This window comes from Tardiphaga alba (assembly GCF_018279705.1).
Taxonomy (GTDB): domain Bacteria; phylum Pseudomonadota; class Alphaproteobacteria; order Rhizobiales; family Xanthobacteraceae; genus Tardiphaga; species Tardiphaga alba.
Genome location: NZ_CP036498.1, coordinates 1492816 through 1513920 on the forward strand (window position 1 = coordinate 1492816; position 21105 = coordinate 1513920).

Here is a 21105-nt window from a genome sequence, read left to right on the forward strand (position 1 = left end):
TCGCCCATCACAAGAGGCCGCCATGAACGCCCATGCGCAAATTGCAAATCTGATCGCGCCGGATACGTCCGGGATGAATTTCTATCATGCGGATCCGGCACTGCGTGATCTTCTGCGCATTCATCTCCCGGACGATCTCTTCAAACATATGGAGCCGCATCTCGAAAAGCTCGGTGAGCTTGTCGGTGGTCCCCTTGATGAAGCCGGACGCATGGCGGATCGGCATGGGCCGGTGCTGCATCAGCGCGACAAGTTCGGACAGGATGTGCAGTGGGTGGAATATCACCCGGCCTATCGTGAGCTGGAGAATGCCGCTTTCGGCCAGTTCGGCATCCACGCGCTGTCGCATCGCAAAGGCATCATGGGCTGGCCATCGGCCTATCCGGTCGCGGCGAAGCACGCTTTCACCTTCCTGTTCAACCAATCCGAATTCGGCATGGGTTGTCCGATCAATGTCACCGACGGCGCCGCAAAGCTGTTGTCGCGTTTCGGCGACGAGGCGCTGCAGGCGAAGTATCTGGACGGGTTGACGCAGATCGACATGAGCAAGCTGACCCAGGGCGGCCAGTTCATGACAGAGAAGGAAGGCGGCTCCGATGTCGGCAAGCTCACCACGCGCGCCGTGCAGGAAGGCGATCACTGGCGCCTCCATGGCGAAAAATGGTTCTGCTCCAATGCCGATGCGAAGGTGATCATGCTACTGGCGCGGCCGGAAGGTGCTGTGGGCGGCACCAAGGGCGTCGGCCTGTTCCTGATGCCGCGCTTTCTCGATGATGGCACGCAGAACCACTACCGAATCGTGCGTCTGAAGGACAAGCTCGGCACGCGCTCGATGGCATCGGGTGAGATCAAGCTGGACGGCGCGATCGCCTATGCGGTCGGCAAGCTCGATCGCGGCTTCGTGCAGATGGCGGAGATGGTGAATTCATCGCGCCTCTCCAATGGCGTGAAATCCACGGCGCTGATGCGCCGCGCCTGGCACGATGCCATCACGGTGGCGCGCAATCGCGTGGTGTTCGGCCAGCGCATCATCGATATGCCGCTGGCACGCCGGCAGTTGATGAAGATCCTGCTGGCGACAGAGCAGGGGCTCTCCATGAGCTTCCTCACCGCGGATGCGCTCGATCGTGCGGAAGGCGGCAGCCAGGATGCCGCGGCGCTTCTGCGCATCTTGACGCCGACGCTGAAATTCCGCGCGACACGCGATGCACGCAAGGTCTGTGGCGATGCCATGGAGATGCGCGGTGGCGTCGGCTATATCGAGGAATTCGCCACCGCACGCCTGCTGCGCGATGCGCATCTCGGTTCGATTTGGGAAGGCACTGGAAACATCGTTGCGCTCGATGCGCTGATGCGTGCAGTGGGGCGACATGGCGCGGAAGCGGCGCTGGCAGCCGATCTGCATCAGCGGATCAATGAGTCCCCGAGCGTGCCGCAGGCGTGGCGCGACCGGCTTCACGCGCTATCCGATCGGGCCATCAGTTTTGCGCGCGAGGTCGCGGCACGAACGGACAATGAGGGCGATGCGCGTCGCGCAACGAGCTCGCTTTATCATGTGGCGAGTGCCGTCGCGATGGCCTGGGAAGCGCATCGCATTCACGAACGGCGCGGCGATGCACGCCGGCTGTTGATGTCGCGTCTGGTCATCGAGCATCGCCTGCTGGCGCCGGATCCGTTTGCGGTGGTCGAGAGCGACACGCAAAAAGCTATGGTCGCGCATTTGCTCGGCGAGCGCGATGTGAGCATGCAGGAAGCGGGACGACTGGTCGTGGCCTAGTCGTCCTTGCCGCCCTCGATCGCTCGCAACACCGGCTGAGTGACTTGGGGGCAGCTACTTTTTATGCAGGAAATCGAGCAGCAGCCGGCTCACTTCGGTCGGCTGTTCCTGCTGCACCCAGTGACCTGCGCCGTCGATCAGATGTACGGCGCGCATGTCGGTACAGGCCTTGTGTTGCATCGTCTCGATAGCGCCGGGGCGTTGATAGATGCCCCAGTCCTGCAGGCCGGAGATGAAGGTGGACGGCACATCGATGGTGCGGCCGGAGAACAGTTCGTAGTCGGTGTTGAACAGGCCGGTGGTGTTGCAGCGATACCATTGTAGGCCACCCTGAAAGCCGGTGCGGGCATATTCGGCGCTGTAGTAAGCGAGTTCGCTGTCGGGCAGCCATGTATTGGCAGCGATGGCGTCGGGCGACGGCATCTCCTTCGCTACGGCTTCGGCCATGGTCTCGCCGGCGTCCATCACGTAATAGGTCGGCAGTTTTGCGAGCTCACGGGCGGTCCAGCCTTGCAAAGGATAGGGCTTGTTGTCGGCCCAGTCCGCGCTCTTGTGATGATAATAGGCGCGCATGAAATCATGCACGCCTTGCGCCGCATGCTGCATGTGATCATTGGCTTCGCGTGTCGCGTAGTACCATTGATAGTGTTTTCGCGGACGCGGCAGGGCAGCGAGATCACGATGGACGAGATCGTCGGCTTTCGGAGCCGCTGGTTTGTTGGCCGTGTCGAAGGGGATGGATGGCGGGCCGGAGAACGGCGCGCTCATCAAGGCGACGGAGCGAAACACATCCGGCCGCGTCAGCGCGCACCAAGCGGCGACGGAGCTGCCGAAATCATGGCCGACAACCGCATCGACATGGCGATGGCCGAGCGCGAAGACGAGGCCGAGCGCATCCCGGACCAGATTGAGCAGGTTGAACGGGCGCAGGTCGCCATCGTAATCGGCGCTCCAGCCGGTGGTGCGGCCATAGCCGCGCTGATCCGGCGCGATGACGTGATAGCCGGCGGCAGCCAGCTGCGGCATCACTTTGCGCCAGCTGTAAGCGAGTTCGGGGAAGCCGTGCAGCAGCAGTACGCAGGGACGGTCGGCGCGCTCATGGCCGGCTTCCAGCACATGCATGCGCAGGCCGTTGATATTCTCGACGAAGCGCGAGCGAATGCCGGGTGGCAGAATGTTGGAGTTGATGGGATCCAGAGTGGTCACGTTGCCTCCACTGCTGCTCTCGTGTGGCAGCGTCGCGGCCACTCCAGCGCAGTGTGGGCGAAAAGACAACTATCTCGTAAAGCGGGCCACCAATTCGATATGCGGGGTGTGGCGGAACTGATCGACAGGTGTGACGCCGTGGAGCTTGTAGCCGCCATCGATCAGGATCTTTGCATCGCGAGCGAAGGTCTGCACGTTGCAGGAGACGGCGATCACCATCGGCACTTTGCTGGCGATGAGCCGCTCGGCTTGGGCTTGTGCGCCGGCACGCGGCGGATCGAACACGACGGCATCGATGTCGCGCAGCTCTTGCGCGACGAGCGGGCGGCGGAACAGGTCGCGCGCCTCGGCCTTGATGGGCTTGAGGCCCTTGGTGTCCTTGATGGCCTGCTGCAGCGAGGCGATGGCTTTCGCATCGCTGTCGAACGCATGCACCTTGGCCTTGGCGGCAAGGCGTAACGCAAAGGGACCGATGCCGCAGAACAGGTCGAGGATCGTCTTGGCGCCCTTGCAGTGCTGCAGGACGAGTGCGGCGAGGGCATCTTCGCCAGCGGCCGTCGCCTGCAGGAACGAGCCCGGTGGCAAGGCGACGCTGGCGGTGCCCATGGTAACCACCGGCGGTGCGCGCATCAGCACGAGTTCGCCATGGCGCGTCAGGCGGGCAAGCTTGTGCTCGGTCGAAAGTGCGGAGAGTTTTGAGATCAACGCCGTCGAGATGGGGCCGCTGCCACGGACATCGATGTCGAGACCGTTGTCGGCCGCGGTGACCTGGACGTCGAGCGGCTTGGCCATCGGCTTCAGCAGTTCGGCAATCGCGCGTGCGGCGTTGAGCGCGCCGGATAAAGCGGGGTCGAGGATCGGGCAGCTATCGATCGCCACGATGGCGTGGCTGGCAGCTTCTGCGAAGCCGACTTGCGTCTCGCCGTCCTTGTAGCGCGCATGCAGTGTCACGCGGCGGCGGCCGGCGCCGTGGGCATCGACGAGGGGGGCGACGGTGCAATCGATCTTCGCCTGCGCCAGCGTGTCGATCACGATCTGGCGCTTCCACGCCTGATAGCGCGTCGGCTGCCAATGCTGGATAGCGCAGCCGCCGCAGCGGGTGAAATAGATGCAGAAGGGATCGATGCGCTCAGGACTGGGCTGGTCGATCTTTGCGAGGCGGCATTTGCCCTCGCGGCTCTCGGCCTCGACGATCTCGCCGGGGAGCGCGAAAGGCACATAGACCGGCGGGTGATCGCTGCTGACGCCGTCGCCGCGATGGCCGACATGATCGATGGTGATGCGCTCAGCCACGGCGTGCGCCCATGAAGAATTCAATATTGCCGTCACCGCCCTTGATGGAGGACGGAAAGACTTCAATATCGGTGCAGCCCAGCTCTTTGGCGAATGATGTGATGTCGTCGCAGATCGCCTGATGCACGTCGGCATTTTTGATGATGCCGCGCTTGGACTGTTTCCGATCGGCTTCGAATTGCGGCTTGATCAGCGCGAGCAAGCTCATCGGTGCGGCAGCTAGCGATAGTGCCACGGGCAGCACGGCTTTCAGGGAGATGAAGCTGACATCGATGACGACCACATCGGGCCGCGCGGGCAGGCGCTTGTTCTCGAAGTTGCGGATGTCAGTGGATTCCATCGAGACGATTTTCGGATGGCCGTGCAACGAGTGATGCAACTGGCTGGTGCCGACATCGATGGCAAATACCATGCTGGCGCCATTGGCGAGCAGCACTTCGGTGAAGCCGCCGGTGGAGGCGCCGACATCGAGACAGACGTGATCCTCGATCTCGATCGGATAATGCTCGAGCGCGCCCGCCAGTTTGACGCCACCGCGGGAGACCCAGGGATGCGCAGGTTCGGCTTCGATTGCGGCATCCGGCAGCAACAGCTCGGACACCTTGGCGACCTGCTTGCCATTGGCGATGACGAGGCCAGCCTCGATGGCGGCCTGGGCGCGGGCGCGGCTCTCAAAGATGCCGCGCTCGACGAGCAGCGTATCGGCGCGCTTCTTCGCGGCCGCAGGTGAAGTCTGGGATTTCGTCATGGTCAGTAGGATGCAGCGAGTTTCAAGCAGGCTTCGAAGCTGGTCAGGTCCTGCCACAGATCGGCGGGTGCTTCGCGCGGAACGATCAGCGGCGAGCCATACAGGTCGAGCGCGTGAATCATCATGAGATTGTCGGTCAGGCCGAAATTCTCGACGGTGAGGCCGTCTCTGTCGGTCAGATGGCCATTGCTGTCGGTGATCTCGCTCAGGCGACGCGTGCGATCGACATACGACGCGGGATCGTTGCTATAGCCGAAACAGAGCTTGCCGTGGCCAGCCATGAAGCCGAGCTCGAACACGGTGCCGGCATCGGCGCTGGGGCCGCGGAAGGGCGTGAGATTGGCGATGACGATGTCGCAGCGGTTCATCATCGCTTCGTTGCCATGAAAGATCTGCCGCGACGCGTCGCTCGCTTGCAGATCGACCTCGTTATCGAGCGGGAAGAAGCCGTGGGCGCCGTAGCGCTTGCAGAGTGCGACCTTGCGCCGGCCGATCTCGGCGGCGTTGGGCAGGAAGACGTCGGGGCCAGCGAGATAGATATTCATGAAGTCCCCGTCGTAATCGCGAAGCGGGCCGACTTTGACCCGTCAATTCAGACGAGAACGAGGCAATCCGGATATTGATACCGAATTGCCTCGTTACAATCATTTAAGGCCGCGGGCACGCCATCGTGCCCTGCGAAGATCAGGCAAGCTTGACCGTCTCGGCGTTGAAGTCCTTGCCGAGGGTTTCGAACACCTTCTTGACGATGCCCTTCGAGTCCAGACCGGCCTGAGCATACATCGCAGCCGGCGAGTCGTGATCCTGGAATATATCGGGCAGCACCAGCGAGCGCATGCGCAGGCCGCCGTCGAGCATGCCGTGCTCGGCCAGCGTGTGCATGACATGCGAGCCGAAACCGCCGATCGAGCCTTCCTCGATGGTGAGGAGGATTTCATGCTCGCGCGCGAGCTTGAGTAGCAGTTCGAGATCGAGCGGCTTCATGAAGCGGGCATCGGCAATGGTGGCCGACAGGCCATGGGCTGCGAGCTCGTCAGCGGCCTTCTCACATTCGGCGAGACGGGTGCCGAAGGAGAACAGCGCGATCTGCTTGCCCTGACGGATGATGCGGCCCTTGCCGATTTCCAGCGGGATGCCGACTTCCGGCATCTCGACGCCACGGCCTTCGCCGCGCGGATAGCGCAGCGCGCTCGGCTGGTCGTTGATGGCGACCTGGGTGGCGACCATGTGGACCAGTTCGGCTTCGTCGGACGCGGCCATGATGACCATGTTCGGCAGACAGCCGAGATAGGCATTGTCGAACGAACCGGCATGGGTCGCGCCGTCGGCGCCGACAAGGCCGGCACGGTCGATGGCGAAGCGCACGGGCAGGTTCTGGATCGCCACGTCGTGGACGATCTGATCATAGCCGCGCTGCAGGAAGGTCGAGTAGATCGCGCAGAAAGGTTTGTAGCCTTCGGTGGCGAGGCCGGCGGCAAAGGTCACCGCATGCTGCTCGGCAATGCCGACATCGAACGTACGGGCAGGGAAGGCCTTGTTGAAGATATCCACGCCGGTGCCCGACGGCATGGCCGCGGTGATGGCGACGATCTTGTCGTCCTTCTCGGCTTCCTTGACGAGGCTCTGACCGAACACGTTCTGATAGGCCGGGGCGTTCGGCTTGGATTTCGACTGGGTGCCGGTGGCGACGTCGAATTTCACGACCGCATGATATTTGTCAGCCGCAGCTTCGGCCGGACCGTAGCCCTTGCCCTTCTGGGTCACGACGTGAACCAGGATCGGGCCGGTTTCCATGTCGCGCACGTTCTGCAGCACGGGCAGCAGGTGATCGAGGTTATGACCGTCGATCGGGCCGACATAATAGAAGCCGAGTTCTTCGAACAGCGTGCCGCCATTGTTCATGAAACCGCGCGAATATTCTTCGACGCGCTCGGCACGATCGGCGATCAGCTTCGGCAGATGCTTGCCGAGCTGCTTGGCGGCATCGCGCAGGCCGCGATAGGTCTTGCCCGAATACATGCGCGACAGATAGGCCGACATGGCGCCGACCGGTGGCGCGATCGACATGTCGTTGTCGTTGAGGATGACGATCAGGCGGGAATTCATCGCGCCGGCATTGTTCATGGCCTCATAGGCCATGCCTGCCGACATCGAACCGTCGCCGATCACGGCGATGACATTGTTCTTGCCGCCCGACAGATCGCGCGCCACGGCCATACCGAGGCCGGCGGAGATCGAGGTGGACGAGTGCGCGGCGCCGAACGGATCGTATTCGCTCTCGCTGCGCTTGGTGAAGCCGGAGAGGCCACCCGCGGTGCGCAGGGTGCGGATGCGGTCGCGGCGACCAGTCAGGATCTTGTGCGGATAGGCCTGATGGCCGACGTCCCAGATGATGCGGTCACGGGGCGTATCGAAGACGTAGTGAAGCGCAGTCGTTAGTTCGACCACGCCGAGGCCGGCACCGAAGTGACCACCGGTCACGGACACCGTATCGATGGTCTCCTGACGCAGCTCGTCTGCGACCTGACGCACCTTCTCGACCTTCAGCTTGCGCAGATCTTCCGGCGTGCGGATGGTATCGAGAAGCGGGGTCTTACTAAAATTGGTCACGGCACTATTCCAATTTGACATGTCCGGGAATGCGGTAGCTCCAGTTCGTCGCGCGAAGGCGTCTGACGGTTCGGACTATCCGCAGCCCCCAGAACCGGGAAGCTTGTTTCGAGGCCTTATAATGGGCTTCGATTTTTCGTCGTGGTATCTAGCATGCTTGAAAGCTTCTTCATCCGAACATTTTCGTCAGATGGTTGAAGCGCTTATCACCGTTAACGCCCGGCGTTGCCGCTCGGTTGCCCACGGGTCAACCTTGTCCCTTTACACCAAAGCGATGACCAAAGCCAACCGGCGCCTGCCAGGCTCACGGGCAACCTGTCCGCGCGCTGTGCCTAACCGATACGCCTGGTGGAGGTTCCAGAAGCGTCCGATGGGCCGGAGATGGAGCTTTTTTGACCTAAATCAAGCTTCATCCATGCGTTTTCGCGGGTTGCAGCGTCGCCATCGACCAAGGCCAGAGTTGTGGCCGGATGCGCAATTCGTTCACGTAGTGGAACCGGCCCCGCGACGATCATGAAAAAATCGTACGGATGAGGGCGCTCATTCGCCATGACGAACTGGAAATGAACCCTGAAAAACTTCCAGCGGAACTTGCCGTAGTGTTCGGGGCGGATGATTTCGCGGAACCTGACCGGTACGATGGTCGGGTTCCTTCGGTTGGCTCCGGCATCGATCCCGTGGCCGGCCACCGGGTCGAACGGATAGAAATTCATTACGTCCTTGCGGGACTGGCAATCGATCCAATCGATCGAAGGCTCGGTAGCGAGCAGCCACAGGTTGTCCCGAAACTGCGTTGCGCGCTTGTGGAAGCCGACGATCGGCATATTGCCGCCAAGCGTCAACAGGACCACGCGCGGTCCATGGCGCCCGAGCTCCGGATCAAGCCTCAGAGCGCGCGCCAGGATCTCGGAGCCAAGGAACGAGCCTGAGCTATGGCCGACCAACACGATTTCCTGCGCCGCAGTCGTATTGGCCACGGTGACGAGATGTCGCGCGAAACGGTCGATCCGCGCGTCCCAGTCCGGCCTGTCGCCATGGGAGAATTGCCAGGTGAAAATGGTGTCGGCCATCAGATAGAGCAGATAGCTCTGTTCTTCCGTGTATTTGACGAGCGAGCCCAGCGCGGCGACGAAAACGGCTGCCGCGGCGCAGCCGACCAAAAAGCCATGGACGCCGAGCGTTTGCAGCCCCCATGCGACGAGCCATGCCGCGCCTGCCGACCAGATGGCCTCGTTGAGCAGCACGAAATGCGGCCAGCTGATGAAGGTGGCAAAACGCCAATGTGCCTTCCAGAAACGACCCATCGTGCCGGAGAACACCAATCCCCAATAGATCAGCATGCCATGGGCAAGCGTCTGCCAGAGGGGGGCCGCCAGATCGCGCTGGATCAGGTCTTCCCATCGCAGGAAGTCATAGTCGGTTTTGGTCTGCCAGCCATCACCCGAGGTCTCGATGATCCAGGAGGCGGACTCATGGGCGAATTCGCCGTCCGAATGCCCTTTCGGGCGGCCGACCGATGTGGTCAGGCCATATAGTCGTCCGAACTTGCGCAGCTCGGTCCGGAACATACGATAATATTGCGCCAGGCCCCTGGGGTCGTATCCCTGCACATAGATAACATGACGGTGCTCGACGCGCACGCTGGTCCCTCGAACTGACAGCGGATTATAACAGGCCGGGCGTCGTGCCAATGCTAAATCGGTTGCGGCTTACCTGATGCCGCCGAGGCATATCGCTGCGGGCGGACCAATATCTTCGACTTCATAGCTCGGCGTTACTGGACGTCGAGCGGCTCCGTGCCGACGGGCTGCCCGTTCGCATCGGTGGTGATCTTATCGACGCGTGCTTCGGCCTGCCGCAGCAACTCGTCGCATCGGCGTTTCAGGGCCTCGCCGCGCTCATAGATGGCAACCGACTCCTCGAGCGGCACCTTGCCTTCTTCGAGGCGGCGCACGATCGATTCGAGTTCTTCGATCGCCGTTTCGAAGGTCAGCTTCTTGACGTCGGCGTGGGTGTTGTCGGCCATTCGCTCTTCCGTGTGCGTTCGGGACATCCGGATTCTATAGGCATGTTTGCGGACGCAATGTGGCGGGCTGGTTGCGCTGCACGCGAACCAAGCCCAGCGTCATCCCTGCTATCAAATTCCTGGTGTTTGCTTGCCCATCAGTTCGGTCACGTGGGCGGCGACCGATTCTTGCAAACCCTGCAGATCATATCCGCCCTCGAGCACTGAAACAACGCGGCCCCCGCGGTCTGGTCGGCGAGGTCGAGCAGCTTTCGCGTCACCCAGCCGAAATCGGCCGCATCGAGTTCGAGCGAGGCGAGTGGATCGCGGCGATGTGCGTCGAAGCCGGCGGAAATGATGATCAATTCGGGAGCGAATTTCTGTAGCTGCGGCAGGATGAGATTGTCGAAGGCGGCGCGGAATTTGGCGCCGCCATCACCATCGCGGAGCGGCGCGTTGACGACGGTGTCGTGATCGCCGCGCTCCTGTGAGGCACCGGTGCCTGGAAACAGCGGCATCTGATGCGTCGAGCAATACATCACGCTCTTGTCGGCCCAGAATATCTCCTGCGTGCCGTTGCCGTGATGGACGTCGAAATCGACCACGGCGGCGCGGCCGATGCCGTAGGTGCGCTGCGCATAACGCGCTGCAATAGCGGCCTGGTCGAAGAAGCAGAAGCCCATCGCCTTGTTGCTTTCGGCATGGTGGCCGGGCGGCCGCGTAGCGACGAACGCGTTGTCGTGCTCGCCTTTCATCACCGCATCGGTGGCGGCGATGGCGCCGCCGACGCCACGCATCACGGCTTCCCAGGTGCCGGGCGACAGCGAGGTGTCGCCATCGATATAGACGAGGCCGCTGCTGGGCGCGACGTGGCGAAGTTCGTCGATATAGTGATTGTCATGGCACAGGCTGACGTGATCGAGGCTGCCTTCCGGCGCATCGGCGCGGATCAGCGCATCAAACCTGGGATCGCCGAGCGCCTGCGCCACCGCACGCATGCGGTCGGGGCGCTCCGGATGGCCGGGCGGCGTAAGGTGGTCGAGCGAGGCCTGATGCGAGAGAAGAAGTGTCGTCATGCAAAATGATCCCACGCGGCAGATAGATGGTGCGACAACCTAGCGGGTTGCTTCGGGTTCCGATAGGGCTCGTGGCGTCCCTGCCTAGTTCACGCGCGAGATGCGGTCCATCGGGCCCGGTGCCACCGGGCTGTTGCTACGCAGATAGGCGCTCAGCGCATCGACATCATAGATGCCGATGATGGGATTGGTGCCGTCTTTCAGCACAGTGAAGCCGTCACCGCCGACGGCGAGAAAATTGTTCACGGTGACCCGATAGGGCGCGGCCGGATCGATCGTCACGCCGTTCAGTTTCATGCTGTCGGCAATAATGCGCGCGCCGTCGCCGCCCGCATTGTCCCACGTGTAGCGGAAGCCGTTTGATATCTGGAGGATGCGGGGGCGTCTCGGGTCCCGCCATTGCTGCTCCAGCATCGCCTTGATCTGCGCGCCAGTCAGCGTCAGCGTGACGAGCTGGTTACGGAAAGGCTGCGCGGCAAAGACATCTCCGTAGGATACGGCGCCGTCCGTCTTGCGGATGATATCCGATCGGATGCCGCCGGGATTGGTCATGGCGATCACAGCGCCGCCGCGATCCTGCGCCGACGTCGCGGCAAGATGTGCGTCGGCAATGACGTCGCCGAGCGATGTCTCGCCGGTCTGCATGTTCGGCATGCGCGATAGCGTTTCGGTGATCGTGCCGGCAGGACGCGCGGCGATGGGGGCCGCAACCCCGTCATAGGCGGCGAGCAGCGCCGTCTGCGAGGGATCCGCGGGGATCGAGGTGTGCACGACGACATTGTTGGCCTTCGCGCTGGTGATGTCGCGCGTCGTGCGGTCGAGCTTGAGATCGATGGTGGTGATGAGCGTGCCGTATTTGTCGCCGGAGGTGACGAGGCGGCCGTCGATCTCACACGTATAGGCGCGGTGCGTGTGTCCGCTGACAACGACGTCCACCGCTTTGTCGAATTTCCCCACGATATCGACGATGGGACCGGAAATGCCCGGACATTCGTTGTAGCCGCCGGTGGGAAAGCCGCCCTCGTGAATCAGCACAACGATGGCCTCGACGCCTTTCGTCTTCAATTCCGGCACAAGCGCATTGACGGTTTCCGCCTCGTCACGAAATTCGAGGCCGGCAATGCCGGGAGGCGCCACGAGATTGGGCGTGCCTTTCAGCGTGAGCCCGATGAAGGCAACAGGGATGCCTTCAAAGTTTCGGACCTCGTAAGGCGGTAGCAGCGGCTTGCCGGTTTTCGTATCGATCGTGCTGGCGGCGAGATAGCGGAATGTGGCGCCCATGAACGGGTGCGGACCCTTGCAGCCATCGACAGGATGACATCCGCCATGCTGCATGCGCAGCAGTTCGTCGCGGCCTTCATCGAATTCGTGATTGCCGACGGAGGCGATATCCAGCCCCATCATCGACAGTGCCTCGATGGTCGGTTCGTCGTGGAAGAGGGCGGACAGAAACGGACTGGCGCCGATCAGGTCGCCGGCGGCCACGAATGCCGTGTTGGCCTTGCCGGCGCGTAACTGCTTGACCAGTGTCGCCATATGCTCGGCGCCGCCGGCCGGGACCGTGATTTTCTTTGTCTTGTCGGCGGGATCATCGATGCTGATGCCGCCTGGCGCGGGGCGTAGATTGCCGTGGAAGTCGTTGATGGCTAGCAGCGTGACATCGACGGGATCGGTCACCGTCTGGGCGTGAGCAACAGCGGCGCAAAGCAACGAGGCGGCGAGGACGGGCGCGAGAATTCTGGTCATGGCGCCCGTCTAGCGCAAAAGTGTTACGTCTTCTTACGCGCGAAGAAGGCCTGGAATGCCGCAATCGCCTCCTGCGATTTCATGCGCTCGCCGAACAGGTGGCTTTCCTGGTCGATGCGGCGGGTGAGGTCTTCCGGCGGCAATTTCAGCAGTTTTCGCGAAATGGCGACGGCTTCCGCGGGCAGCGCGCAAATCTCGCGCGCAACCTTGCGGGCTTCCACTTCGGTATGGCCGGGGGCGACCACTTCATTGACAAAGCCTGCCGTGCGCGCGTCGTCCGCATGCATGGTGCGGCCCATCACCAGCGTGGCGAAGGCGCGCTGATGGCCCATGGTGCGCGGAAACAGCAGGCTGGATGCGCCTTCCGGCACCAGGCCGAGATGGATGAACGGCGTCTTGAATGTCGCGGTGGTCGAGGCCAGCACGTAGTCACAGTGAAACAGCATCGTCGTGCCGATGCCGATGGCAATGCCATCGACGGCCGCAATGATCGGCTTGGTGTTGTGGGCGAGCGAATAAAGAAACTTGATCGCATTGGATGAGCGGAATTCCGATGACCGCGTATCGGTGCCGTCCTTGAGGAAGTCTTGCAGGTCGTTGCCGGCAGTGAAGGCGCCGGAGCCACCGGTGATGATGAAGCAGCGGATGTCCGGATTGTTCTGCGCGGTGTCGATCGCATCCGACATGGCGCGATACATGTCCTGGGTGAGCGCGTTCTTCTTTTCTGGTCGCCGCAGCGTGATGACGCGGGTTGCGTCTTCGTCGGTTACGATCAGGTGTTCGGTCATGTCGCCCCTCGGCTCGCCCATTCAGCGCGATACGCGCAGCATTGCGCACATCGCCTCTTACCGGTCGGATGTTACATCAATCCGAACCGGCGGATAGTTGGATATCGATACCGTTCAGCCCAGGAGGGCGGAATCCGCGGCCAGCACGGCTTCGGCCGAATCCATGACCGTGCGCTCCAGCGATCCCGCCTGCACGGCGATATTCTCGGCAAAGAAGCGTGCCACCGAGACATAGCGTGCGGAGTCGCCTTCACCGTCACGGGCCGCCATGGCTTCATTCGCCAGCATGCAACCGCCCAAGGCCGAAGCGAACAGGCGCATATAGGGTGTGGCGCCCGCGAGCGCGTCGTTCGGCGCGGAAGCCATCTTTTCCAGCAGCCACTTGCTGCTGCGCTCCAATGCATCCACTGCGTCACGCAACTTGGCGCCGGTGGTGCCGAACGCCGGATCGTTGGATCCCTCGACGCGCTTGACGATGCCGTTGAGCTCGTCGAGCAGCGCCCAGACGGCGGCCCCGCCGCCGGCTGCCAGCTTGCGCGTCACGAGGTCGATGGCCTGAATGCCATTGGTGCCCTCGTAGATCGCGGTGATGCGGGCGTCGCGATAGTGCTGGGCGGCGCCGGTTTCCTCGATGAAGCCCATGCCACCATGGATCTGCACGCCCAGCGAGGTGACCTCGTTGCCGATATCGGTGGAGAAGGCCTTCGCAATCGGCGTCAGCAGCGCGCCGCGGGCGGCGGCTTCGGTGCGCACTTTGGCATCCGGCGAGCGTGCGGCGATATCCAGCGCGACGGCCGTGGCATAGCAGATGGTGCGAGACGCGGCGGTGAGCGAGCGCATCTGCATCAGCATGCGCTTGACGTCGGGATGCACCATGATCGGGTCCATGCCATCAGTCTTGCTGCCGATGCCGCGGCCCTGTTTGCGCTCCTGCGCGAAAGCCAGCGCCTGCTGATAGGCGCGATCGGCAATGCCGACGCCTTCCAGGCCAACGCCGAGGCGGGCCTGGTTCATCATCGTGAACATGCACAGCATGCCGCGATTTTCTTCGCCGATGAGATAGCCGATGGCGCCGCCGGTATCACCCATGGTCATGGTGCAGGTCGGCGAGGCGTGCATGCCGAGTTTGTGCTCGACGCCGGATGCATAGATGTCGTTGCGGGCGCCGAGCGAGCCGTCGGCATTGACGAGGAATTTCGGGATCAGGAAGAGCGAAATGCCCTTGGTGCCGGCCGGCGCATCGGGCAATCGTGCGAGCACGAAATGCACGATGTTGTCGGTCATGTCGTGATCGCCATAGGTGATGAAGATCTTGGTGCCGAACACGCGATAGCTGCCGTCGGCCTGCCGCTCCGCGCGCGAGCGCAGTGCGCCCACATCGGAGCCGGCCTGCGGCTCGGTGAGCTGCATGGTGCCGGTCCATTCACCGGTCACGAGCTTTTCCAAATAGATGTTCTTCAGCTCATCGCTGCCATGGGCATCGAGCGCCTCGATGGCGGAGAGGGTCAACAACGGGCAGAGGCCGAAGGCGATGTTCGACGAGGCCCAGATCTCGGTGCAGGCCGCATTGACGGCGAGCGGCAGGCCCTGGCCGCCAAAAGCTTCGGGGCCGGACACGCCGTTCCAGCCGGCTGCCGTCCAGCGCTGATAGGCATCGGGCCAGCCGGGCGCCGTGGTGACCTTGTTGTCGGCGAGCTTGATGCCGTTCCTGTCGCCGACGGTGTTGAGCGGCGCCAGCACCTCGGAGGCGAAACGTCCGGCTTCTTCAAGCACTTGGGCGGTCATATCGGCATCGAAGTCGCCGTAATGGCCGGCCTTCAACGCCGCTTGCAGTCCCGCACCATGATTTAGGGACAGCAGCATGTCATTGATGGGTGCTCGGTAAGTCATGGCATCTCGCTCCCGGAATTCCTGTGGGTACGCTTTTCAGCTTTCCGCCGTCTTCCCACGATTTGAGGCGGTCCTCAACACGCCAAAGGGCGCATTTGGGCTGGTCCCAAGCACGGACGACGCGGCGCGAAAAGGTCCGGCGAGCCGTGGAACATTGCCGTCAGGTGGTTGAAATCGTGCAGGTCTCTCTATAGACCGGCGAAGTCGAAGCACAGTGCGGGCTGTACCCGCTTGATCCGCGTTTCGGCCGTTGGGGCGTAGCCAAGCGGTAAGGCAGGGGATTTTGATTCCCCCATGCGGAGGTTCGATCCCTCCCGCCCCAGCCAAGCATTTTCAATAGCTTAAACTTCATCTAAAACGCGCCTCAGATGGCTGAGTCGACCCCGAGTCGCCCCCTGAGCGAAACTTTGTGACGCACCGCACCGATATCATCGATCTGATCGAGGTCTTGCTCGAGCTTCGTGAGCCGCGCCCCCACGAGCGATTGATTGCGCTGGCGACATTCTGTGCATGGTTATACTGGCCAGCAGGGCCACGAATGGTCGAAGATGCGCGAGCCGTCGCTGGGGCGCTTGTCGTCCGCGGGCTATTGCAAGGGAAGGTGCAGCCCGTCGGCACCGTTTCCGAAGACGTCGACGTCCTCATGAACCTGTACCTCAGCCCGTCAGTGGTTGCGGATGTGCTGTTGGACCGCGCCTACAAACAAGAGCCGTTTTTCATCGAATACGCAGCAATTGAAGAAGAACACAAGCTCGCATGTGCTACCGCGGAATATCTAGTTCGAGCTCCTCGGCTTCCTCGCCCGAGCTTAAATCGGTGCCGCTTCTTCATCGCTAAAGGCGGTTTCGCTCCGCCATTTACGAAAACGGAGATTTGCCCGCCGCGCGCAGTCAGCACATCGAAGAAGGCATGGTTTCACTACGGAGCCGTGTCACCGTTCCTTTTGGCGGCAAGGATCAGCAAATTGCCGTTGGTTGATCTTGCGCCTGACGATGACGGTGCGCTCGCTAAGCTCGCCCGCCTGTCTGAAGTCAGGTTGATGACATCCTACTTTCAAAGTGCGAACGCGATCCAAACGCAGCTGATCGCTTCGCTGGATTTGCTGGCGGAAAGGAGACTCGAGTTTGTCAATTTTCCGAGGGGAGTAGAAAGCGCCGATCCAAGCCTGAGCGAGCTTTCACCGCAGCAGCAGAAGTTGTCACGGACCTACAGCGTTGCAAACGCTACAAAAATTCGCATTAGGTAGGGCGCAAAAAAGTAATCTCAGGCGGTTTGCGAGCGTCCAAATATTTTTAACGTGGCTGAATCTCTAGGTTTGCATTGTTCAAACCCGGAGAAGTGAAATGTCCAGCCTGCTAACCCAAAAAGAAGCTGCAAAAATCTTGAAGCTGTCGACGCGAACCCTCGAGCGACTTCGCGTGAATGGCAACGGCCCAAAGTATAGCAAGTTAGGTGGAGTGATCCGCTACCAGCCTGCTTGTTTAACTGAATGGGTAGATGCGTGCTCTCGCCAATCAACTTCGCATGTCACTTCATAACGGGTGTACGATGCGACAGAAAAACCCATCGCCGCTTTCGGGTAAGGCGAGTGTCCAAAAAAAGCCGCTTGTCTCTGCGGCTCGCAGTTCGCAAGTTGCGAACTTTCGCTTGATTCATAACGCGCCTCTTAAGCTTCCGGAAGATATCGCCCTTTCAGCGCCGGGAGCAATCACGCGGAAGCTCAGGGAAGCTACAAAGACACGTTTGGCAGCGCAGCATCAAGATCGCCGCAGTCATCACCGAGAACTCGCCTTGGTTTACCACGTCGGTCATTTCCTACTACGAAATAAAGCTTCGTGGGAGTTGTTCGTTGCTGAGCATTCCCTTCAGCAAGCAGACTTCACGGCCCGTGCCGTGCTACGGGCAGCGCTCAACCTTTATGCGGGAGCTGGAAAGGCGGCACAGAAGACGGCAAGTCGCTATCATCGGGCGCTGATCGTTCCCTTCGAAAAGCGGCTCGCGGTAGAAGATCTTTTCCACGCGTTGAATAACGGAGGCGTTGACGGACTTCTAAAGACAGCGAAACGAGACAATCCTCAGAATTCGCGTCAAACTAAAAGGCTGCCCTTACTTAACATTGATGGTGAACATGAGTTCTCGGTCGTGCTGGATAAAAACACGATCCAGCCGCTGGTCATCCGCGCGGCAGGAAGTGGCCGTTGGCAGTACGAGGTGGTCGTGACCAAGCGACTTTTACCATGAGAGTAAAGCGGACGTGGGCTTCTTGCCCAAGGCCCAAACCTTCAGGGGAATGACGGCCGTAAAACAGTCGTATCCTTTGTTACCCGCTTTTCCCACATCCCAAACGTCAACACACCCGAATTTCAGCAGCAGGGAGCAATTTCGCCCCACCCAGCCTGCATGACCCCCCCCCAATCCCTAATGGTGACATATGCCTCAAACAGCTCCCCCCGATACTCCAAGTACGAACGGAAGCTGATGGAGAAAGAAAAAGAGCAAAAGCGGAAGGAGGTTGAGCGCTTAAGGCGTGTGAATTTTGACCACTATGAATATTCCCGACATCTACGTTTGAACGCAGAGCGTGTGAAACATTACATCAGCTCCGCTCGCTGCAAACATGCTCCAGAGGAGAAGGAAGCGCTACTCCGCGACTATCTGCCTTGCGATGCCCCGTTTCTGTCAGCTGCCAATCCAGAAGCATGGATTCGCTTCAAGACCATATTTTCGGTCCATATTCGAGAATTCACATTCGATCAAAAGCATCATCTCGTGACCTTCGCGCTCAGAGAGCACGTCATGTCGGTCGAGAATGCGAAAACCTTCAATCTGCGACGTATAAAGTCGTGGGTGAACGAGATGATGCGCGGGTTCGATTTCGTCGCCATGGTTGAGATAGCGCCCTATACGAACTTCGGAGAAGGCACGACGAGATCGTCACCGAAGCTGTCGTTTCACGCCCATCTAATAACCGTTGGCGCGAAGATGAATAAGCTCAAGATGGTTGCGAGCCGCATCAATGCAGAGCATTCATCGTTCGTGCCCGGCTGCCCAGCTGCACATGTAGAAGAAATTAGCGACCTTTCAGGTTTAGCTCGGTACCTGACAAAGGGCGCGACGGGGGAATACAGAGTATGGGTAAAGACAGCGCCCAAGTTGGATAAGACAACCGGCGAGATCGTCGAAATCAAAGAGTTTCATCAAAAAAGCTCCCCATTTGCCAGACCGAGCACACAGATTGCCGTTCAGCCGGTGATGAGACTTCACTACATAGACAGGCTGACTTTTGCAGGCGGTGTACGAGGTAATGCAGCTTTGAAACGGATTAGAAACGACGCTCTTTCGGGTCTAAATCGCTCGCAGCGGAGCGGTCGCCAGAATGCCTTCAGCGGGACTTTTTCAGTTCAGCAGCTCCCAGACATGGGTTGGACGAAAGATTGGACGTATCATTTGAACCGCGATGAGCTTCGGAGAGAGGAAAAGCGACCTTGGACAATCGAGGAGCCGACGCCAAGGTGGCTTGCTCTGATGCGCGATTGGGAATGGTCAGCTACCGCTGCTCGGCATCACTTCCAGCGCTCAAGTGCAAGGAAATAGGACGAAAGTCCGTTTTTTTTGACGCAAACCACAAGCTTGACATAGAGTATATAATCCTATAGGGTTTTTGCACCTTAACCCAAGCTACATTGCGGAGCCGGTCCATTGACGCTGACTTTCCCTTTGCCTGCGCAGTCCCCGCAACGCTGTTCGGCGTGTCCAAGTCTGACAAAGAGGCCCACATCAAACCGGGCCTCTTTTTTATTGGAGGTAGCGGATGAGCACTAAGCCTGTGTTGGCGACCGGTTCGACCGATATCGCACTGGTTGTCATTGGTCCAAAGCGACAGGCGTCGCGCTTCACGTCAGCCGACGCCGGTGCAGCAGCAAAGCTCGCTCGGTCGCTAAAGATGCAAGCTGTGCGCGTGACCACGGAGCGGCTCCGCGACGTCGCCCGTCGGCTTCCAGCTGGCAAGCTATCGGCCAAGTGGCCGAAAGGCATGCAGGAAGTTCGGCCTGCGCTTTACAAGCAGCTGTTGTCGGCTACGGGAAGCGACGCGCCGGCCAAGACGTCCGCCGCGCCAACACCTGCTCCCGCGACCACTGGAAAGGCCGCTGCGCCAGTGCCGGAGAAGCCGGGTTCAGGTGATGGCCGCCCGAACTTCGTCCGTGGCTCCCTAGTCCTCGCCACGCAAGATCCCGACAACGAAGGTTGGTGGGCTTGCGAGGTTCAGCACGTCGATGGCGACACGCTCACGCTGAAATGGACCTCGGCTAAAGAGCTTGGGCCGTTCAATCGTCGCCGCGATCAGGTTGCCCCTCATCCCACGGCAAAACCGTGCTGACCTCGCGCGACACTCCGTCCGTGGACGCCTCGGCCGAGCGCATCGCGAGGATACGTGATCTCAATGACATCTTCCGGCGAAAACTACCGAGCGTCGGCAAAGGCTTTCGGGTCCATGTCACGGACCACGTAGCCGCACTCGGAAGCGTGGAGATCGCGCATGTATTGGAAACGGTGCGAACGTTTGATGGGTTCGGCCCCGATAACGATCCGTACGGCGAACACGACTTTGGAGCGCTCGATCACAGTGGCAATCGACTTTTTTGGAAGATCGATTGCTACGATAAATGGGTGCAGTTTGGTTCGCCCGACCCAACCGATCCTTCGGTGACCACGCGCGTGCTGACCATTATGCGGGCCGATGAGTACTGATCGCGACCGCCACGCATCCGGGTCTCAGGCCTTTGGCCGACGTCCGGGCTTCAGGGATTTGGCTTCGCCGCTGCCCCTCGCGGAACATTAAAAAGCTCCCCGACGTCAATCGACAGAGCCTCAACCAGTTTTTCCAGCAGATCCACGGTCGGGTTGAAAGCTTCGCGCTCGATGCCGCTGATGTACGAGCGGTCGACCTCTGCATCGAACGCCAAGGCTTCTTGGCTCATGCCTTTGGCAGCACGGATGCGGCCTCCCGGGGAGAAAACGGAAGGATTCGACCGTGAGTGAATTGCCAGTGAACACCAACAGCGCCGCGACGCACGCTTCCAAGCGCAGTTCCCAGTGGTGGTACCTAGCGCCAGTCGGGTTGATCGTCGCCGCTGTCTGGTTAGCGATGCCGCAAAGGGCCGAGCTTGATGTGACGCTAAGGCCGGGCGGCGAAATCCGCATTCAGAACGTCGGGGACAAAGCGGTCGCGATTGAAGGCGTACTCGTGAATGGCGAGCAAAACTGCGCAGTCGTTACGATGCTTAATCTGGACAAACCCGCCGACAATCCATGGCCAATCGATTTGAGCGTGGGCTCGGCCATTGGACTTTTTCCTGCTTGCCGTCCCATCCGCATCGCAGTCGCCACCAGCGCTGGCTCATCTAATCACAAACTTTGGTAGGAAATGATGATTTCGAAGCTCCATTGCATAACCGTAGTCGGCACGATCCTTGGAGCCACCATCGCGTTTGCTCAAGGCAAGCAAGATATTCGCGGCTTTCGCCCGGGAATGACATTCGCCGAGGCGGGCGAATTTGTGAGGAAGAACAACGTCAGTTGCGTCAACTTTTCGCGCGAGGTCATTCCTTACGGGGTCAAATGCGACGACATGACTTTGTGGTTTTCGCCGGAGCTAGACGATACTCCCCTGATTGCGATCTACACGGAGTTGCGGACTAACTCGAGCGTAGAGGAAGTAGTCAAATCGATATCCGAGCAATTTTCGAAGCCCGCTGTAGCTGTTCCGGAAGACCGGTCCACTGGACCGGGCTACGAATGGCAGTTGGACGGAGGAAAGGTTCTAAGGTTCACGCCCTCCCGTCGCGGCCTTCATCTGGTCGATGCAGAGCTTGCCGATAAAGCCGATCAAGAGAGGTACCGCAGGTCCCGGGTGCCGGTCCCAAAACTGTAAAGGACCGAGCTGTCGCTTCCGCGTTCCCGATGCT

At 60.6% G+C, this 21105-nt stretch carries 20 protein-coding genes, 1 tRNA gene and 1 pseudogene; 10 read left to right on the forward strand and 12 right to left on the reverse strand.

The features are described from left to right. The first annotated feature begins 22 nt into the window (after positions 1-22). The gene (locus tag RPMA_RS07055) at positions 23-1777 is read left to right on the forward strand and encodes an acyl-CoA dehydrogenase family protein (protein ID WP_211912152.1); all 1755 of its coding nucleotides are present in this window, start codon (positions 23-25) and stop codon (positions 1775-1777) included. A gap of 54 nt (positions 1778-1831) precedes the next feature. Here RPMA_RS07055 and RPMA_RS07060 read toward each other — a convergent pair whose 3' ends face one another. From RPMA_RS07060 to RPMA_RS07110, 11 genes and pseudogenes are all read right to left on the reverse strand, one after another. Beyond that, positions 1832-2974 (reverse strand): alpha/beta hydrolase, encoded by a 1143-nt coding sequence (locus RPMA_RS07060; protein WP_305849012.1) that lies wholly within the window; start codon positions 2972-2974, stop codon positions 1832-1834. A 78-nt stretch (positions 2975-3052) separates the two neighbouring features. Beyond that, positions 3053-4276, reverse strand: coding sequence for a class I SAM-dependent RNA methyltransferase (locus tag RPMA_RS07065; protein ID WP_211912153.1), 1224 nt, complete (start codon positions 4274-4276; stop codon positions 3053-3055). Continuing rightward, positions 4269-5024: a TlyA family RNA methyltransferase gene (locus RPMA_RS07070; protein WP_211912154.1), complete on the reverse strand. Its 756-nt coding sequence runs from the start codon at positions 5022-5024 to the stop codon at positions 4269-4271. Before RPMA_RS07070 ends, RPMA_RS07065 begins: the two co-directional genes overlap by 8 nt. Positions 5025-5026: 2 nt before the next feature. After that, positions 5027-5569: a nucleoside 2-deoxyribosyltransferase gene (locus tag RPMA_RS07075; protein WP_211912155.1), complete on the reverse strand. Its 543-nt coding sequence runs from the start codon at positions 5567-5569 to the stop codon at positions 5027-5029. 139 nt (positions 5570-5708) lie between these two features. After that, the gene (gene dxs / locus RPMA_RS07080; RefSeq protein ID WP_211912156.1) at positions 5709-7634 is read right to left on the reverse strand and encodes a 1-deoxy-D-xylulose-5-phosphate synthase; all 1926 of its coding nucleotides are present in this window, start codon (positions 7632-7634) and stop codon (positions 5709-5711) included. A gap of 332 nt (positions 7635-7966) precedes the next feature. Further along, complete coding sequence (locus RPMA_RS07085; protein ID WP_211912157.1) at positions 7967-9274, reverse strand: alpha/beta hydrolase; 1308 nt, start codon at positions 9272-9274, stop codon at positions 7967-7969. 134 nt (positions 9275-9408) lie between these two features. Continuing rightward, complete coding sequence (locus tag RPMA_RS07090) at positions 9409-9660, reverse strand: exodeoxyribonuclease VII small subunit (RefSeq protein WP_211912158.1); 252 nt, start codon at positions 9658-9660, stop codon at positions 9409-9411. Positions 9661-9771: 111 nt separating this feature from the next. Next, positions 9772-10715: pseudogene (locus tag RPMA_RS07095) on the reverse strand (histone deacetylase family protein). An 84-nt stretch (positions 10716-10799) separates the two neighbouring features. Continuing rightward, positions 10800-12461, reverse strand: coding sequence for a bifunctional metallophosphatase/5'-nucleotidase (locus RPMA_RS07100; protein ID WP_211912159.1), 1662 nt, complete (start codon positions 12459-12461; stop codon positions 10800-10802). A 23-nt stretch (positions 12462-12484) separates the two neighbouring features. Then, positions 12485-13249, reverse strand: a complete 765-nt coding sequence (locus RPMA_RS07105; protein ID WP_211912160.1) for a crotonase/enoyl-CoA hydratase family protein — start codon at positions 13247-13249, stop codon at positions 12485-12487. A gap of 114 nt (positions 13250-13363) precedes the next feature. After that, complete coding sequence (locus tag RPMA_RS07110; protein WP_211912161.1) at positions 13364-15139, reverse strand: acyl-CoA dehydrogenase; 1776 nt, start codon at positions 15137-15139, stop codon at positions 13364-13366. 251 nt (positions 15140-15390) lie between these two features. Between RPMA_RS07110 and RPMA_RS07115 the strand changes: the two genes are divergently transcribed. From RPMA_RS07115 to RPMA_RS07145, 7 genes are all read left to right on the forward strand, one after another. Next, positions 15391-15465 (forward strand) — tRNA-Gln (locus RPMA_RS07115). Between the two features lie 83 nt (positions 15466-15548). Then, positions 15549-16385, forward strand: coding sequence for a hypothetical protein (locus RPMA_RS07120; protein ID WP_211912162.1), 837 nt, complete (start codon positions 15549-15551; stop codon positions 16383-16385). A 97-nt stretch (positions 16386-16482) separates the two neighbouring features. Further along, positions 16483-16677, forward strand: coding sequence for a helix-turn-helix transcriptional regulator (locus RPMA_RS07125; RefSeq protein WP_211912163.1), 195 nt, complete (start codon positions 16483-16485; stop codon positions 16675-16677). Then, positions 16637-17380: a hypothetical protein gene (locus tag RPMA_RS07130; protein WP_211913875.1), complete on the forward strand. Its 744-nt coding sequence runs from the start codon at positions 16637-16639 to the stop codon at positions 17378-17380. Before RPMA_RS07125 ends, RPMA_RS07130 begins: the two co-directional genes overlap by 41 nt. Before the next feature lie 237 nt (positions 17381-17617). Then, positions 17618-18733, forward strand: a complete 1116-nt coding sequence (locus RPMA_RS07135; RefSeq protein ID WP_211912164.1) for a hypothetical protein — start codon at positions 17618-17620, stop codon at positions 18731-18733. A 217-nt stretch (positions 18734-18950) separates the two neighbouring features. After that, the gene (locus RPMA_RS07140; RefSeq protein ID WP_211912165.1) at positions 18951-19517 is read left to right on the forward strand and encodes a hypothetical protein; all 567 of its coding nucleotides are present in this window, start codon (positions 18951-18953) and stop codon (positions 19515-19517) included. Beyond that, a complete protein-coding gene (locus tag RPMA_RS07145) occupies positions 19511-19888 on the forward strand; it encodes a DUF3768 domain-containing protein (protein WP_249225582.1) in 378 nt (125 codons plus the stop codon). The genes RPMA_RS07140 and RPMA_RS07145 overlap by 7 nt, the downstream gene beginning before the upstream one ends. 50 nt (positions 19889-19938) lie before the next feature. Here RPMA_RS07145 and RPMA_RS07150 read toward each other — a convergent pair whose 3' ends face one another. Beyond that, complete coding sequence (locus RPMA_RS07150; RefSeq protein WP_211912166.1) at positions 19939-20118, reverse strand: helix-turn-helix domain-containing protein; 180 nt, start codon at positions 20116-20118, stop codon at positions 19939-19941. A gap of 53 nt (positions 20119-20171) precedes the next feature. On the opposite strand from RPMA_RS07150, the gene RPMA_RS07155 reads away from it, so the two are divergent. Both RPMA_RS07155 and RPMA_RS07160 read left to right on the forward strand, forming a co-directional pair. Next, positions 20172-20561, forward strand: coding sequence for a hypothetical protein (locus RPMA_RS07155; RefSeq protein WP_211912167.1), 390 nt, complete (start codon positions 20172-20174; stop codon positions 20559-20561). Positions 20562-20564: 3 nt separating this feature from the next. Next, positions 20565-21071 carry a hypothetical protein gene (locus tag RPMA_RS07160; protein WP_211912168.1) on the forward strand — a complete coding sequence of 169 codons (507 nt, stop codon included), beginning with the start codon at positions 20565-20567 and terminating at the stop codon, positions 21069-21071. Positions 21072-21105 lie beyond the last annotated feature (34 nt).

Excerpts from the sequence above, each read along its gene's own strand:
- RPMA_RS07140 (WP_211912165.1), top strand. The coding sequence starts at position 18,951 with ATGAGCACTAAGCCTGTGTTGGCGACCGGTTCGACCGATATCGCACTG.
- RPMA_RS07100 (WP_211912159.1), bottom strand. The coding sequence starts at position 12,461 with ATGACCAGAATTCTCGCGCCCGTCCTCGCCGCCTCGTTGCTTTGCGCC.
- RPMA_RS07130 (WP_211913875.1), top strand. The coding sequence starts at position 16,637 with ATGCGTGCTCTCGCCAATCAACTTCGCATGTCACTTCATAACGGGTGT.
- RPMA_RS07075 (WP_211912155.1), bottom strand. The coding sequence starts at position 5,569 with ATGAATATCTATCTCGCTGGCCCCGACGTCTTCCTGCCCAACGCCGCC.
- RPMA_RS07135 (WP_211912164.1), top strand. The coding sequence starts at position 17,618 with ATGGAGAAAGAAAAAGAGCAAAAGCGGAAGGAGGTTGAGCGCTTAAGG.
- RPMA_RS07110 (WP_211912161.1), bottom strand. The coding sequence starts at position 15,139 with ATGACTTACCGAGCACCCATCAATGACATGCTGCTGTCCCTAAATCAT.
- RPMA_RS07070 (WP_211912154.1), bottom strand. The coding sequence starts at position 5,024 with ATGACGAAATCCCAGACTTCACCTGCGGCCGCGAAGAAGCGCGCCGAT.
- RPMA_RS07160 (WP_211912168.1), top strand. The coding sequence starts at position 20,565 with ATGATGATTTCGAAGCTCCATTGCATAACCGTAGTCGGCACGATCCTT.
- RPMA_RS07090 (WP_211912158.1), bottom strand. The coding sequence starts at position 9,660 with ATGGCCGACAACACCCACGCCGACGTCAAGAAGCTGACCTTCGAAACG.
- RPMA_RS07105 (WP_211912160.1), bottom strand. The coding sequence starts at position 13,249 with ATGACCGAACACCTGATCGTAACCGACGAAGACGCAACCCGCGTCATC.
- RPMA_RS07125 (WP_211912163.1), top strand. The coding sequence starts at position 16,483 with ATGTCCAGCCTGCTAACCCAAAAAGAAGCTGCAAAAATCTTGAAGCTG.
- RPMA_RS07150 (WP_211912166.1), bottom strand. The coding sequence starts at position 20,118 with ATGAGCCAAGAAGCCTTGGCGTTCGATGCAGAGGTCGACCGCTCGTAC.
- RPMA_RS07055 (WP_211912152.1), top strand. The coding sequence starts at position 23 with ATGAACGCCCATGCGCAAATTGCAAATCTGATCGCGCCGGATACGTCC.